The organism is Acinetobacter sp. ANC_7553, from assembly GCF_056779895.1.
Window position 1 is genome coordinate 72,821 of sequence record NZ_JBWYIV010000010.1, and the last position, 16,122, is coordinate 88,942.

Sequence of the window (16,122 nt, forward strand, 5' to 3'; positions counted from 1 at the left end):
AAAACTAAATCCACTCACAAATTTGTGAGGTTAGACTCGTTAATACTAACATGGGCGAACATGTGTTCACTAGCATTATTGTACAGTTGTATTGTTTAAACCGTAACAGAATACATAATTGTATAAATTCGACTTTGGACGAATTTCAAAAAATAAATTAGAGAAAAATAATCACTTAAAGCTATGAATTTAAATATATTATAGGTGAGACATCATTAACTTGGGATAATCAGTAATTAAGCCTTGGACTCCTAAATCCTTAAGCTGTTTCGCACGATCTATATGATTGACTGTCCAAATACTAATATTTAAATTTGCGGAAAGTGTGGATGCAATGATCTCATTTGTAGCAAGTTCGTTCATCCAACCAATTTGACAACATTCAAATTTCAAAGCTTGATCAATGGCTGCATGCTTTATATCGGTTTCAACCAGTAATCCACGCTTAAACCTTGATTTTTGCTTTTGAAGGGCTTGATGAATTTTAGGATCGAAACTGGTGATAATGGCTGAATCTTCAAAGCCAATTAATTGTTGATCTAAGGCATCGACAATTTTTTCTGCGGCCTTCATCGATTCAACAGCTTTGACCTCAACTTCAATATGATTAAAATTATGAATAATTTTGAGGGTTTGGTCGAGTAGCGGTGTAGTTTCGACTTTATTCCATTCAGACCACGTTACGGCATGATTATACTGCGCTAAATCTTGCTCATTACATTCGTATAAATGTTTAGCTTGGCCCGTAGTACGAATAAAGTCATCATCATGCATCACGATCAGCGCATTATCTTTGAGTTGACGGACGTCAAATTCTACAGCGCTTATACCAATATCTTGAATATATTGAAAGCCACCGAGGGTGTTTTCAGGTGCTTCCCCACGCGCACCACGATGACCAATTATTTTCATAAAACACCCTGAAATTTCAGGGTGATTTTAGTGCTAAATCATGAATGAAATATGACGATTTTAAATCAAAATTTTGATCAAAAAAGCATTTTAAGTGGATGGGGCAATCAACATGAAGAACTTTTTACACTTTTAAGGTCAGGGCTCAATCGTCTCATTGATATTCTTTTGCCAAAGCACTTCTGAACCACCTTCAGCACGTTGTAGGGTACGAGATGCGACGAATAACCAATCAGATAAGCGGTTCAAAAGTTGCAATGATGTAGCTTGGATATTTTGATCACGTTGATGGACAGACATCACGCTGCGTTCAGCTCTACGGCAGACAGCACGTGCTTGATGTGCATAGCTACAGACTAATGTACCAGCTGGCAAAATAAAGTCTTTTAGCATGGGTAATTCTTCGTTCATACGATCAATATCTTTTTCTAAGAACTCAATTGATACTGGTTGAACCAAGTTAAAGCCCGGGATACATACTTCACCGCCTAAATCGAATAACCAGTGTTGTATCAGACTGAGTGATTTATCCCATTGAGTTTTGTTTTCAATGCTGCTTAAAACAATGTGCGAACGTAATACACCAATGGTCGCATTGAGTTCATCGACATCACCTAACGCATCGATACGTAAATCATCTTTAGGTACACGTGAACCATCTCCTAGTCCAGTCGTTCCGCAGTCACCTGTGCGTGTGTAAATTTTACTTAAACGGTGTCCCATGTTATTTCCTTAATATTTAGATATCGCAATTTAAAAAGGATAATGCCACAGCTGTGACATTATCCTCAAAAAGTATTTAGCTATAGGTTGATGAAATTAGTACTTGAACGTAACACCAACGGAAGCTTGGCGACCACCATTGATGTAATAAATACCATTCCCACTAGAGTATTCAGTTTCATATTGAACATCACCAATATTTTCAATATTAGTGAATAGTTTAATATTGGGGTTTATATTCCAGTAAGCATTTACATCGATGGTTGCATAACCAGGATTATTGTATTGAGTGCTGTAACTTTTAGACTTAGAGCTACCAACTATAGAAGTGCTAATTCCGTAAACCTCATTTTGTAAGCCTGCTGATAGTGTTGCTTTTTGACGAGGGCGCTTTTGCAAATCTTCATCTGTTTCTAAGTTTTTTGCTTGCACATAAGCGTAAGAAGCATTTAAGAATAAATCATCTGTATTCCATTTATAAGAAACTTCACCACCTGTAAATTTAGACTTATTTACATTTATGAGGGTGCTATTTTTTGAAGTAATCAGATTGTCTACTTCATTACGATATACAGATAAAGAAATTAAAGAGTTTTCTGTAACTTTCTGATCTAAACCAACTTCATATGAAAAGCCTTCTTCAGGTTTTAGGTTTGGGTTGCTACCCCAATTTTTTGCATATAAATCATTCATACTTGGTGCTCTAAATGAGCTACCAATATTGGTATAGATACTTGTAGATGGGCTAAAGTGATATCTTACAGCCCCTTGACCAACGGTATGTGAGCCGAAACGTTCATCATCTTCTAAGCGAATGCCAAATTGCGCATCGATATTATTTGCTTGGTATTGATGTTGAGCAAAATAGCCTGTGCTGTTGTTTTTACGACTATATTCAACATCATACATAGGATCCCAATCACTTTTAGATAAAATATCTGCTTCAATATTTTTATGAGTTACCCCCATTAGAATATTTTGAGAAGGTGTGAATTGCCATTTTCCATAAACTTCAGTTTCTTTAGAGGTATTGTGAACAAAGTCAGGCTTGTCCATTTGGTCTAAATCATCTTTAAACTGTGATAAACGGGCATTTAATTCAAGATCTGATGTGATTTTAACCTTACCCTTTAAGTTCACAATTTCATTTTGAAAATCTTGTGAAACTAAATTGCCGTTTAAGTTGTAAGCACCATTTCCTTCATTTTGGCTGTAATCTAAAGATGCAGAAAAAGCTTCTTTGTCGACACCAAATTTTGCGCTGTATCCTTTTTGATCATATGCATATTTTTGATTACTGTTGCTTAATACTTCAGTGCCATCAGATTCTAAACGTTGACCGCGAATTTGTGTATACAAACCATTTTCAGCAAAGTCGGCACCTACAATTGATTTATAAGTTTTGTTTTCACCAATTTCGCCTGTAACAAATGCACCTGTTTTTACCGGTGTTTTAGATACAAGTTGTATGACACCACCAATAGCATCAGTACCATAAAGTACAGATGCCGGTCCTTTAAGAACTTCAATTTGCTTCAGGTCTGTTGTGTCAATAAATTGAATTGATGCTGAACCCTGAGAGGGTGTATTTAAACGAACACCATCACGCATGACTAAAGTATGGTCAGACTCAGTTCCACGTAAAAAAATAGAAGCTTGCTGTCCATATCCGCCAGTCTGAACCATATTGATTGATGCATCATTAATTAATAAGTGAGGTAAAGATACAATAGGGGATTGATCTAGAACTTTAGGCTCAATAATTGAAATCCGCGCAGGCACATTTTCAATATTTTGTTCACTACGAGAAGCTGTAACCACAATCGTGCTTAAAGAAGATTTTGCAGAAGTTTGAGCTTCAGTCGTTGCTGTTACAGACGTTGAAAAACCCATCGCAATAGCGATTGCACCAACCAAAGCTGTTGGTTGACATTGAATAGACATAACATGCTCCATACATTCACTTCCCCGTGAATGATTGAGTGGAAGAACACAACAAGCAGGTATCCGGACTCAAATGTAGTAACTGGATTACTTACATTTCCACCTTCCCACATATGACATGCAGTGGTGTAAATCTCTAAAAATCAGAAATCTATTGAGAAATGCTTTTCATTTTTTACCGTTGCGGGGGCAGTGTTGGATTTTCACCAACTTCCCTAAAGCGATTGCTTTGACTTGTTGCAATTTGAGCGCAGTATAAAGAGCGCTTCTCATTTAAACAATCTTCACACCGAATATTCTTGAGTGAACTTTACGCAAGATGAAAAAATTGCTTTACAATGAAGCGCCCAAAAATGATAGATCGGCTATGATGAGGGTCGATTAGAGCTAGAATAGATGCGAACTCGTGCAAAAATATGTGGGATTACCCGATTAGAAGATGTCCAAGCTGTTGTGCAAGCTGGTGCGGATGCAATAGGACTTGTGTTTTTTCCACCAAGTCCAAGACACGTAGATGTTGAGCAAGCAGCACTGTTGGTTCAAGCGATTCCTGCTTATATTCAATCAGTTGGATTATTTGTTAATAGTTCAGCCGAAGAGATCCAAAACATACTTAAAAAAGTCCCTTTAGATATTTTGCAGTTTCATGGCGATGAAAGTCCAGAACAGTGTAAACAAATTGCTCAAGCAGTGGGTCGCCGCTGGTATAAAGCAATTCAAGTAAAACCAGAACTAGATATCGTTGAGGAAATCAATAAATATCAAAAGTTTGGTGCGAGTGCTGTGTTGTTGGATGCATGGCATCCAGATTTAAAGGGCGGAACAGGCCACAGCTTTGATTGGACAACATTTCCAAAATTAAATATTCCATTGATCTTGGCAGGAGGACTAAACCCTGACAATATCGAGCAAGCAATTCTTACAACACAAGCATATGCTGTGGATGTGAGCGGCGGTGTAGAGTCCGCAAAAGGTATAAAAGACCAACAACTCGTAGAACGCTTTATGCAAGGAGTCCATCGTGGATCAGCAAACCGTTAATCAACAAGATCAAGTGATTGACTATACCCAATACCCTGATGCAAAAGGGCATTTCGGTATCCATGGCGGACGTTTTGTGTCAGAAACTCTAATGGCTGCACTAGAAGATCTAGAGCAACTGTATTTCCGAATGAAAAATGACGAACAGTTTTTGGCAGAATTCGACCGTGACCTCGCTTTTTATGTAGGTCGTCCAAGTCCGCTTTATTATGCTGAGCGATGGTCAAAGGAGTTGGGTGGTGCACAAATCTATTTAAAACGAGAAGACTTGAACCATACTGGCTCCCATAAAGTAAATAACACGATTGGTCAGGCTTTGCTGGCGAAGTTATCAGGCAAAAAACGTATCATTGCTGAGACTGGTGCAGGTCAACATGGTGTGGCAACAGCGACCATCGCAGCGCGATTAGGGCTTGAATGTGTCGTATACATGGGTGCAGATGATGTGAAACGCCAAGCGATGAATGTATATCGCATGCGTTTATTGGGCGCGACTGTTGTTCCTGTCGAAAGTGGCTCTAAAACATTAAAAGATGCCATGAACGAAGCCATGCGTGATTGGGTAACAAATGTCGATTCTACTTATTACGTGATTGGTACAGTTGCAGGTCCACATCCATATCCTCAATTGGTACGTGATTTCCAATCGATCATTGGTCGTGAAGCACGTCGTCAAATTCAGGAACAAGCCGGTCGCTTACCTGATGCCCTCGTGGCGTGTGTCGGTGGTGGTTCAAATGCGATGGGCTTGTTCTATCCATTCCTGAATGATCAAGATGTGAAAATGTACGGTGTTGAAGCAGCTGGTTACGGTATTGAAACTGGTAAACACTCTGCTCCATTAAATGCTGGTCATGTTGGTGTGCTGCATGGTAACCGTACTTATCTGATGTCGGATGCACAAGGTCAGATTATTGAAACACACTCAATTTCAGCAGGTTTGGACTATCCTGGCGTAGGCCCAGAGCATAGCTTCTTAAAAGATATGAAGCGTGTTGAGTATGTTCCAATTAATGACAATGAAGCATTACAAGGCTTCCGTGACTTAACTAAGATTGAAGGTATTATTCCTGCACTTGAAAGTTCGCATGCGATGGCATATGTGACTAAGTTGGCTCCAACGATGTCTAAAGATCAAATTATTATTGCGACGGTTTCAGGTCGTGGTGATAAAGACTTAATGACAGTTGCACGCATTGATGGCGTGGAAATGGTAGAAATGTAATTCACCCTTTAAGTCTCTCCCTTTGGAATGAGAAGCACTGCTTCGTAAGGGGAGAGGTGCTATTTAGAAAATCGCATTTAAGCCATTGGATGCGATTTTTTTTATGCGCTCTAGAAAAGCTAAAACATTTTCCTAAAATTTGATTTTTGGATCGGCGACATGGATGTAGCCTGTATTTCTGTGATACAGGGAAGTATCATCAGAAATACAAAATGGTTTTGTTACTTTTACCGAAAAAAGTAAGGCATTTTGGAGGGTGAATCTATTTGAGATTCAGGTTTGAAGACGTATTTCGTGGACTTACTTTTACGTTACTTTGGAAAAGCCCAAAGTAACCGAAGGCTTTCTGTTGAGCAGATATTACATTCTTGTAATACTGCTCAACGGGGGGCATCCATGTCGCCACCACGTATCCAATATCGTTGAATTAGTCAGGTTAATCTTTAAACCCTGTATAAAAATCAGTAACACAGCCAATCCATTCTTTTCAGTAGTGGCAAATCCAAATTCAGGTATGATTAATGGTCTTGTCAAAGCCAAAGGAAATCAACCATGCCAAGCCTATTTCTTGTAATGCTCGGTGGTCGTCATGCACATGCCAATACTGAAGTGCATGATGTGGTCTTGGCTGTTGGGGAATCACTGGAAGAAGTCTATCCTCAACTCAAAAATGCTTGGTTTGGTGAGCAGAAAGGCTTACATATTGATGCTTGGGCGAAGGTAAATGGAGTGGAATATAATGAGCAGCAATTCCAAATCCATTTTACAGATGCAGCTCCTAATGAAAACGAAATGAAACTCTGGTTGATTAATTTAGGTGGGTACCACGTTAATGAGTTCGGAGAGTTACATCGTTATGTATTAGTACCAGCTTTAAATACTGCATCGGCTAAAGAGCGTGGAAAATCATTCTTTGGAAAAGATTGGCATAAACAACATACGGACCGCGTGCTAGATGTGGATGACTGTATTGCCATTGATCATGTGCATGGTCGTTATGTGCAATTGATTGAGGGTCAATTTAAAGAAGGTTACTGGGAAAATACATACATCACGATCGGATAATTTTTAATAAAGAACAAATTTACTATCTATATGAATTTATGTGCTAAGAATAGCTAAATAAAATCTTTATGTGGAATAAGTGCTGGAATCCAGAGCTTGTCTATATATCAGTGATTCGAGTGATTACATATCAATAAAACCGCTATTAAATATGTAAAAAACGCATTTTATTGATAGATGAATAAAAGCTATGCTGTGCTTCGTTAAAATTAAACTACTAGCTGTACGCCATGTATTTATATACTGATTTCGATCAGCAACTGATCAATGAACGTGTTGCACAATTCCGTGATCAAACGGAACGTTATTTAGCTGGAAAGCTTACTGAAGATGAGTATCGTCCATTACGTTTACAAAATGGATTATATGTTCAGCGTTATGCGCCGATGCTTCGCGTCGCTGTACCTTATGGTTTGATGAACTCTAAACAGCTTCGTAAAATTGCTGAACTCGCTAAAGCGTATGACCGTGGTTATGCACACGTTTCTACTCGTCAAAACTTTCAATTTAACTGGCCAGCATTAGAAAATGTGCCAGACATGTTGCAAGAGTTGGCATCAGTCCAAATGCATGCGATTCAAACATCTGGTAACTGTATTCGTAATACAACGACAGACCAATATGCAGGTGTTGTTGCTGGTGAAATTGAAGATCCAAGACCGACATGTGAGTTGATTCGTCAGTGGTCAACTTTCCATCCAGAATTTGCATTCTTGCCACGTAAGTTCAAGATCGCAGTTTCTGCACTTGCTGAAATCGACCGTGCTGCAACAGCATTTCATGATATCGGAGTGTATATCGTTCGCAATGAAGCGGGTGAAATGGGTTATAAAATCATGGTTGGCGGTGGTTTAGGTCGTACACCGATCATTGGTGCTGTGATCAAAGAGTGGTTACCACGTGAAGACCTTATTGCTTACTTAGAAGCAGTACTTCGTGTGTATAACTTACATGGTCGTCGTGATAACAAATATAAAGCTCGTATCAAAATCTTGGTAAAAGCTTTAACACCTGAAGTTTTTGCTGAAAAAGTTGAAGCTGAATTTGCACATACAATTAAAACTTTAAAAGTTGATGCAGATACTCTGGCGAAAATGGACCAGAACTTTACACCATTTGCGTACCAAGATTATGCAGATGAAGATTTCTCAGAACTGTTTGCTGCACATCCGAAATTCAAACAATGGTTTAACATCAATACCAATGCACACAAAGTGAAAGGTTACCGCATCGTAACAATTTCATTGAAACGTGCAGGCGTTGCACCAGGTGACGTGACCACTGAAGAAATGAACTTGATTGCTGATCTTGCAGATAAGTACACTTTTGGTGAATTGCGTACCACGCATGAGCAAAATATTGCCCTTGTTGATGTACCGCAAAAAGATTTATTTGAGCTTTGGACGATTCTTGAAAAGAATAACCTGGCTCGAGCGCACATTGGTTTCTTAACCGATATTATCTGCTGTCCAGGTGGTGATTTCTGTTCTTTGGCAAATGCGAAATCGATTCCAATTTCTGAAGCAATTTCACGCCGCTTTGATGATTTAGATACGATTTACAACTTAGGTAAATTGGACTTGAATATCTCAGGTTGTATGAATGCCTGTGGTCATCACCATGTGGGTAATATTGGTATTTTAGGTGTCGATAAGAAAGGCGCAGAATTTTACCAAATTACATTGGGTGGTAATGCAGACCATGATGCCTCAATCGGTGACATCTTAGGACCATCATTTGCTGCTGAAAAAGTACCAGATGTGGTGGAAGAAATTTTGAACACTTATCTTGATTTACGTCAAGAAGGTGAAGAGTTCATTGATACTTATCGCCGTGTCGGTATCCAACCATTTAAGGAGCGTGCATATGCTTAATACCGCACTACAAGTGCTCTCTAAAGATGGCACGATTGCAGACAACACCTATCAATTGATCGGTGAAGATGGCGTTTTACCACAAGGTGATGTAGTTCTAAGCGTTGAACAGTTGGATCAAATTGAAAATGTTTCAGGCAAAAAAGCGCTCTACTTAACGGTTGATGCCTCTCCTGAAACCAATGAGTTCCCGCTTGATCAGTTAGATGCAATTTTTATTGAGTTTGCAGGTTTTAACGATGGTCGTGGGTATTCATTTGCCGCATTGTTACGTCGCCAAGGCTTCCAAGGCGAACTTCGTGCAACAGGTGATATATTCAAAGACGTGTTGAACTACATGAAGCGTGCTGGTTTCGATACTTTCGTGATTAAAGAAGGTAAAGACATTGCAGAAGCAGCGGCAGGTTTAAACGACTTTACTCAACCTTACCAAGCGTCGACTGCTGTACCAAAACCAAATTATCAAACGGGTGCTTAATTTTATTAAGTGATAAAAAAGCTGAACTTAGGTTCAGCTTTTTTTATTTGATGGAAACAAGATTTAGGTATTCATAGTTCAGCCTAAGCGCTATTCAAAATGACACATAGAAGGTCAAATTTTAATCATAAGCCTATTTAGAGCAGAATTTTTAATTCATTCAGAAATATATAGCGACAAAGCCTTTAGTGTAGCGGTTTTTTATATGATTCAATTGATCGATTAACACTGATTTAAATGATAAATTTGCTCCAAAAAAGTGCAGTTTATTGTAGTATGTTAGTATTCATTTGATCATTTTTGGTGCGGGTTTTTCTCCATTCAATCAGACTGTTTTGCGGTATATGTTTAGTATTCAGTCTAGTGATCTTGCCATCATTTAAATAGTGAAGCAGTTGTTATGCAAAATTTGATTCGTATTGGTATTGTCGGTTATGGCAACCTCGGTCGTGGCGTTGAAACGTCAATTCAAAAGAACCCAGATTTAGAGCTTGTGGGAATTTTTACACGCCGTGCACCTGAATCAGTGTCTCCTTGCTTTAGTGACACGAAAGTTTTTCATATGGATGACTTAAATGACCTCCAAGACAAAATTGATGTGTTGATCTTATGTGGTGGATCTAAAGATGATCTTCCAAAACAAACACCAGAATTGGCAAGTAAATTCAACACAGTAGATAGTTTTGATACGCATGCACGTATTCCTGAGTTTTTTGAAGCAGTGAATGAGCCTGCACTTGCTAACAAAAAAACGGCAATGATTTCGATTGGATGGGATCCAGGCATGTTCTCAATTAATCGTTTATTTGGTGAGGCATTATTACCAGATGGTGAAACCTATACTTTCTGGGGTAAGGGTTTGAGTCAAGGTCACTCAGATGCGATTCGCCGTGTGGCGGGTGTTAAAGCAGGTGTGCAATATACTATTCCATCACAAGATGCGATTGATAAAGTTCGTAGTGGTTCACGTCCTGTATTAACCACTAAAGAAAAGCATACTCGTGAATGTTATGTTGTGCTTGAAAATGGTGCTGACGCTGAAGCCGTAAAGCAGGCGATTGTGACCATGCCAGACTATTTTGCAGAGTACAACACGACTGTGAACTTCATTGATGAAGAAACGCTTCGTAACGAGCATAATCGTATGCCCCATGGTGGATTTGTCATTCGCAGTGGTAATAGTAGTGCAGAGCAGACTCAAGTAATGGAGTTTTCGTTGAAATTAGATAGCAATCCTGAGTTTACTGCAAGTGTACTTGTGGCTTATGCACGTGCATGCTACCGCATGAATCAAATGGGTCAATATGGCGCGAAAACTGCATTTGACGTTGCACCAGGCTTATTGTCAATGAAATCTCCAGAGCAACTACGTAAAGAAATTCTTTAAGTCTAATAATTCAAAGTTATGCTTTGAATTGAGATTATAAAAAAGCCTCTAGCTAAGTAGAGGCTTTTTTATTTACCCTCCTTTAGTCAAGGAGGGTTTAGGGGAGGATTGATGATTTAAATCTCCCTCAAGCCCCTCTTTGAAAAATAGGGGCTTTAGACGCTTTAGATTAACTCAATCGCCACTGCAGTTGCTTCACCACCACCGATACAAAGCGCAGCAATACCACGTTTACCACCTGTGCGTTTAAGTGCATGGATTAGCGTTAAAATAATCCGTGAACCTGTAGATCCTACTGGATGTCCTAAAGCACATGCTCCGCCGTTGATATTTACTTTTTCAGGGTCAAGTTTGAACTCGTCAATAGGACACATCGTGACCATTGCAAAAGCTTCGTTGATTTCCCAAAGGTCGACTTCTTCAACATTCCAACCTGTTTTATCGAGAACCTTTTGGATTGCACCGACTGGTGCAATCGTAAACTCAGAGGGATGTTGTGAATTAGAGGCATATGCCACAATTTTTGCTAAAGGATTTAAACCCTTTGCATGTGCTTGCTCAGATGAGCTGATAACCAAGGCTGAAGCACCATCAGAAATCGAACTGGCATTGGCAGCAGTGATCGTACCATCTTTAGCAAAAGCAGGACGTAGAGTTGGGATTTTATCGATGTTTGCGTTAAAAGGTTGCTCATCTTTATCTACAATGACATCTCCTTTACGAGCTGACACAGTAACAGGGACGATTTCATCATTGAAGTAACCTTCAGTAATCGCAGTTTGAGCGCGTCTTAATGAACGTATTGCAAAGTCATCCATTTGCTCACGCGTATAGCCTTTAGTGTTGGCCATATCTTGAGCAAATGAGCCCATCAAACGACCAGTTTCAGCATCTTCTAAACCATCGAAGAACATATGATCTTTGATTTCACCATGACCCATGCGGTAACCACCACGTGCTTTAGGTAAGATGTAAGGAGCGTTGGTCATAGACTCCATACCGCCTGCAACCACAAAATTTGCTGAACCAGCTTTAATCATATCAGCTGCTTGCATCACAGCTTTCATGCCTGACCCACATAATTTATTGATTGTCACTGCACCTGTCGAGTCAGGTAGTCCAGCTTTGCGCATGGCTTGGCGAGCAGGGCCTTGTTTTAAACCTGCAGGCAAAACGCAACCCATAATGACTTCTTCAATGTCTGCTGGTTGCAAGCCTGAGCGTGAGATAGCCTCTTTAATGGTCACTGCACCCAGTTCTGGTGCAGTCACACTTGATAAACTTCCCTGAAAGCCGCCCATTGCTGTACGTGCACCATTAAGGATGACGATATCAGTCATTATTCTCTCCAATTTACTTAGCTTTGTTTTACAGCTTGAGTATATGTAATATCAAGCCAATTAATATTGGCTATAGTGTGTAAAATGTGACTGATAAGTTGTCATTCACATGTCTTAGTTTCTTCAAGACGAGTCTGTCCCATCATTGAAAGTCTAACGATTAGATTTGATTTATTTGAATGTGCACAGTATTTGAAATGTCCCATTGATCCACGTGGTAAACCAGAGTCTGGTTGGAAGGTGATCGTATTCTTGCTGGTAACTCCACCTTTCCAACTGAAATCACCATATTGGTAATCTGTCGAAGTTGCTTGAATAAGCTTTTCGTGAGGATCGAATTCTTGATTGTGATTCTGATCTAGAAAGATGATAAACCCTTTATGCCATTGACTGTTCGTACACGATTTTAAATCTTGAGAAGCACAGATAATCACAGGGCTTCGGTAACTTACAGCATTGGCTTTAGCTTGGCTGATGGCCTGCCGTACCGTGCTAAGAATTTGCGCCCTTTCTTGATTTTCACGAAATTCATGATAATGAGGGAGTGCTATCATCACAAGAATACTAATAATGACGATCGTGAAAATGAGTTCTAAAAGGGTAAAAGCAAGAGATTTACAATAGGAATACATTTTAAAGCTTCTAGTATTTGTTAATTATTTGAATTTATAGATAATCTTGGTGAAGTTATATTATAAGCTGAAGTGCTAAAAAATGATTACTATCACCTTTGAATGCTGTTAATATACCAAAAATGAAAAGATAAGTTATTCATGCTGATAAATTGAGTAAAAAATTACCGAATTACAACGGAAATTGTAAGTAATTTTGTCAATAATTTACTTGATTAAAGTAATCAAACACTTGGAATTCACTTTAAGTGTTTGTATGATTCAACATGAGTAGCTTAAAAAAAATACTGGGGTATAAAAAAGCCTATCTCAGGAAGCCATAATTATTTTAGGCTGAGCTTGAAAAACAATTGTTATCTCTGGAGGATATCCATGAAATTGAGTCGTATCGCACTTGCTATGCTTGTTGCTGCTCCATTCGCTGCTGCTAATGCTGGTGTAACTGTTACTCCACTATTAGTGGGTTACACATTCCAAGACACTCAACATAATAACGGTGCTGCTGATCATTTATCTGACAGCAATATCGAATTACAAGACGATTTATTCGTTGGTGCTGCGTTAGGTATTGAGCTTACTCCATGGTTAGGTTTTGAAGCTGAATATAACCAAGTAAAAGGTGATATCGAAGGCACAATTACTGGTACTGATGTTGGCGAGTACAAGCAAACTCAAATCAATGGTAACTTCTATGTTACTTCTGATTTAATCACTAAGAACTATGACAGCAAAATTAAGCCGTACGTTCTTTTAGGTGCTGGTCACTACAAATATGAATACGATGGTGTAAATCTTAAAGATGATGAAGGTACTTTAGGTAATGCGGGTGTGGGTGCTTTCTGGCGCTTGAACGATGCTCTATCTGTTCGTACAGAAGCTCGTGCAACTTATAACATCGACGAAGATTTCTGGAACTACACAGCACTTGCTGGTCTTAACGTAGTTTTAGGCGGTCACTTGAAGCCAGCTGCTGAAGTAGTAGAAGTTGCTCCAGTTCAACCAGCTCCAGCTCCAGTTCAACCAGCTCCACAAGAGTTGACTGAAGATCTTAACATGGAACTTCGCGTATTCTTCGATACGAACAAGTCTAACATCAAAGATCAGTACAAGCCTGAAATTGCTAAAGTAGCTGAAAAATTAAACGAATATCCAAATGCAACTGCTCGTATTGAAGGTCACACTGATAATACTGGTCCGCGTGCGTTGAACGAACGTTTATCTTTAGCTCGTGCTAACTCTGTGAAATCTGCTCTTGTAAGTGAATACAACATTGACGCTTCTCGTTTAGCGACTCAAGGTTTCGCTTGGGATCAACCAATTGCTGACAACGCAACTAAAGAAGGTCGTGCGATGAACCGTCGTGTATTCGCTACGATTTCTGGTAGCCGTACAGTAGTTGCTCAACCTGAAGCAGCAGCTCAATAATCTTTAATAGATTATAAAAGACAGCTCTTCGGAGCTGTTTTTTTTACCCATTTTTTATAAATGTGATATATTTCACAAAATATAATCAACAACACAATGAGAATAAAGATGAAATATAGTTTAATAGCAAGCTTATGCATTGCTTTAACTTTGACGGCTTGTACAACGACAAAGATGCAATCAACTACTGGTGTACAAGACTTGGATCAAAAAATATTAAATGAATTAAAACAAGGTTTACCGCTCTACTTTAATCACAATTCCCGTCAAATTGATGTTCGGTATCAACCTTATTTAACAGTAGCTTCAAAAGTTTTGGCGCAGAATAAAAGTTTTATACTTCAAGTGGATGGACATACAGATAATCGAGGGTCAGTATCAGCGAATCAAAAAGTATCTCTTGAGCGAGCAAATGCTGTCCGTAATGAATTGGTGATGCAATATAATGTTGATCCTAAACAAATTTCGACTCAAGGTTATGGCCCAAATCAGCCAATCGCTGATAACACGACAGAAGAGAGTCGAGCATTGAATCGTCGAGTGAATTTAACCTTAAAAATACAATAAGATCAGAATCTAATAATAAAAAAACAGCTCAATTTGAGCTGTTTTTTTATTAGTCTTGTTCGACTTGAATCGGTTTCACATCCATATCTTGATATCGAATCAACTTGGTTTTGTACTTAAACTTATACACTAGCCATATTGCTAAGAATAAGAAGATCCCAATATAAGTAGAGATAACGGCAATCCATTCACCATCTAGTACGGCTTGATAATTTTGACCTAACACCACGATTGCACACAAAACAAAAGCGAACCATGGTGCAAAAGGGAAGAACTTTGCACGATATGCTAGATCTTCTAACTTATACCCTTGAGCCAAATAGCCTTTTCTAAATCGGTAATGAGAGATTGCGATACCAAGCCATACGATAAAGCCACACATACCAGACATATTTAGAAGCCAATTAAATACTTCCTCTTCACCAATAAATGTCGTCAAGAAGCATAGTGCTGCAATTGCTGTCGTAGCATAAAGTGCATTCATTGGAACACCGCGACCATCAAGTTTAGAGAACACTTTAGGTGCACTTCCATTTTTTGCCATATCAAACAGCATTCGCGTGGAAGAGTACATTCCTGAATTTCCAGCAGAAAGGATAGCGGTAAGAATGACCGCATTCATGACACTTGCAGCGAAAGCGAAGCCTGCTTGTTCATACAGTAAAGTAAAAGGTGATAATGCAATATTTTCATCTGATGCGGCTTGCATTAAACGAGGATCATCATACGCAATCAATGTGCCGATAATAAAAATACATACGATATAGAATAAGAGAATACGCCAGAAGATCTGTTTAATCGCAATAGGAATGGTTTTCTTCGGATCTTTCGACTCGCCAGCGGCAACACCAACCATTTCAGTACCTTGAAATGAGAATCCTGCGATCATCGCAACACCAATTAATGCCGACAAACCACCTACAAATGGCGCTTCTCCCTTTGACCAATTTGCGAAAGTTGCAACATTGGGTGTCATCATGATTTTGGCAATCATGAAAATACCAATGATGATAAATGCAATTATGGCAAGAACTTTAATGAGTGAGAAAAAGAACTCAGACTCACCAAAACCTTTGACTGTTAAGGCATTAATACCAAAAACGATAGCAAGAAAAATGGCACTCCAATAGAAACCTGGGATATCAGGAAACCAAAATTTCATGATGAATTGAACTGCAACGAGTTCAAATGCGACGGTTATCGCCCAGTTGTACCAATAATTCCAGCCTAGCGCGAATCCAAATCCACCTTCGACATATTTGGTGCCATAAGTGAAGAAAGCACCTGATGTTGGATTGTGTGTTGCGAGTTCGCCTAAGCTGGTCATGAGGAAGTAAATCATTACGCCAATTAAACAATAGGCAAGTAATGCACCACCAGGGCCAGCATTGGCAATTGTTGCACCCGAAGCTAGGAATAGTCCTGTACCGATAGAACCACCAATGGCGATCATATTAAGATGGCGTGCTCCAAGCTTTCGCTTAAGTTGACCGGTTTCGCTCATCGAAA

The 16,122-nt window shown here is 39.1% G+C and carries 14 protein-coding genes and 1 riboswitch; of the genes, 8 read left to right on the top strand and 6 right to left on the bottom strand.

The window, feature by feature from the left end; all coding sequences use genetic code 11:
• Positions 1 to 198 precede the first annotated feature (198 nt).
• From AC1M9I_RS09370 to AC1M9I_RS09380, 3 genes are all read right to left on the bottom strand, one after another.
• On the bottom strand, positions 199 to 912 hold the full coding sequence (locus AC1M9I_RS09370; RefSeq protein WP_481593545.1) for a glycerophosphodiester phosphodiesterase: 714 nt from the start codon (positions 910 to 912) through the stop codon (positions 199 to 201).
• A 138-nt stretch (positions 913 to 1,050) separates the two neighbouring features.
• Complete coding sequence (locus AC1M9I_RS09375; protein ID WP_481593546.1) at positions 1,051 to 1,635, bottom strand: cob(I)yrinic acid a,c-diamide adenosyltransferase; 585 nt, start codon at positions 1,633 to 1,635, stop codon at positions 1,051 to 1,053.
• A 96-nt stretch (positions 1,636 to 1,731) separates the two neighbouring features.
• Positions 1,732 to 3,579, bottom strand: coding sequence for a TonB-dependent receptor plug domain-containing protein (locus tag AC1M9I_RS09380; RefSeq protein WP_481610970.1), 1,848 nt, complete (start codon positions 3,577 to 3,579; stop codon positions 1,732 to 1,734).
• 37 nt (positions 3,580 to 3,616) lie between these two features.
• Positions 3,617 to 3,832: riboswitch (cobalamin riboswitch) on the bottom strand.
• Positions 3,833 to 3,975: 143 nt separating this feature from the next.
• Here AC1M9I_RS09380 and AC1M9I_RS09385 point away from each other — a divergent pair.
• From AC1M9I_RS09385 to AC1M9I_RS09410, 6 genes are all read left to right on the top strand, one after another.
• Complete coding sequence (locus AC1M9I_RS09385) at positions 3,976 to 4,620, top strand: phosphoribosylanthranilate isomerase (protein ID WP_092767547.1); 645 nt, start codon at positions 3,976 to 3,978, stop codon at positions 4,618 to 4,620.
• A complete protein-coding gene (trpB, locus tag AC1M9I_RS09390) occupies positions 4,601 to 5,845 on the top strand; it encodes a tryptophan synthase subunit beta (RefSeq protein ID WP_035265544.1) in 1,245 nt (414 codons plus the stop codon). The genes AC1M9I_RS09385 and trpB overlap by 20 nt, the downstream gene beginning before the upstream one ends.
• Before the next feature lie 552 nt (positions 5,846 to 6,397).
• Entirely contained in the window at positions 6,398 to 6,910 is a 513-nt protein-coding gene (locus AC1M9I_RS09395; RefSeq protein ID WP_481593548.1) for a DUF1543 domain-containing protein, read from the top strand.
• Between the two features lie 230 nt (positions 6,911 to 7,140).
• Positions 7,141 to 8,784, top strand: coding sequence for a nitrite/sulfite reductase (locus tag AC1M9I_RS09400; protein WP_179998965.1), 1,644 nt, complete (start codon positions 7,141 to 7,143; stop codon positions 8,782 to 8,784).
• Positions 8,777 to 9,262: a DUF934 domain-containing protein gene (locus AC1M9I_RS09405; protein ID WP_179998966.1), complete on the top strand. Its 486-nt coding sequence runs from the start codon at positions 8,777 to 8,779 to the stop codon at positions 9,260 to 9,262. The genes AC1M9I_RS09400 and AC1M9I_RS09405 overlap by 8 nt, the downstream gene beginning before the upstream one ends.
• A 400-nt stretch (positions 9,263 to 9,662) precedes the next feature.
• On the top strand, positions 9,663 to 10,649 hold the full coding sequence (locus tag AC1M9I_RS09410) for a diaminopimelate dehydrogenase (RefSeq protein ID WP_092767536.1): 987 nt from the start codon (positions 9,663 to 9,665) through the stop codon (positions 10,647 to 10,649).
• Between the two features lie 164 nt (positions 10,650 to 10,813).
• On the opposite strand, the gene AC1M9I_RS09415 is transcribed toward AC1M9I_RS09410, so the two are convergent.
• Positions 10,814 to 11,989 carry a thiolase family protein gene (locus AC1M9I_RS09415; protein WP_481610971.1) on the bottom strand — a complete coding sequence of 392 codons (1,176 nt, stop codon included), beginning with the start codon at positions 11,987 to 11,989 and terminating at the stop codon, positions 10,814 to 10,816.
• 101 nt (positions 11,990 to 12,090) lie between these two features.
• Positions 12,091 to 12,621 carry a GspH/FimT family pseudopilin gene (locus AC1M9I_RS09420; protein WP_481594981.1) on the bottom strand — a complete coding sequence of 177 codons (531 nt, stop codon included), beginning with the start codon at positions 12,619 to 12,621 and terminating at the stop codon, positions 12,091 to 12,093.
• 372 nt (positions 12,622 to 12,993) lie between these two features.
• Here AC1M9I_RS09420 and omp38 point away from each other — a divergent pair, with 372 nt between their 5' ends.
• Both omp38 and AC1M9I_RS09430 read left to right on the top strand, forming a co-directional pair.
• Positions 12,994 to 14,046 (top strand): outer membrane protein Omp38, encoded by a 1,053-nt coding sequence (gene omp38, locus AC1M9I_RS09425; protein WP_092767527.1) that lies wholly within the window; start codon positions 12,994 to 12,996, stop codon positions 14,044 to 14,046.
• A gap of 108 nt (positions 14,047 to 14,154) precedes the next feature.
• Positions 14,155 to 14,613 (top strand): OmpA family protein, encoded by a 459-nt coding sequence (locus AC1M9I_RS09430; RefSeq protein WP_481610972.1) that lies wholly within the window; start codon positions 14,155 to 14,157, stop codon positions 14,611 to 14,613.
• Positions 14,614 to 14,662: 49 nt separating this feature from the next.
• On the opposite strand, the gene AC1M9I_RS09435 is transcribed toward AC1M9I_RS09430, so the two are convergent.
• Complete coding sequence (locus AC1M9I_RS09435) at positions 14,663 to 16,117, bottom strand: amino acid permease (RefSeq protein ID WP_481610973.1); 1,455 nt, start codon at positions 16,115 to 16,117, stop codon at positions 14,663 to 14,665.
• Between the last annotated feature and the right edge of the window lie 5 nt (positions 16,118 to 16,122).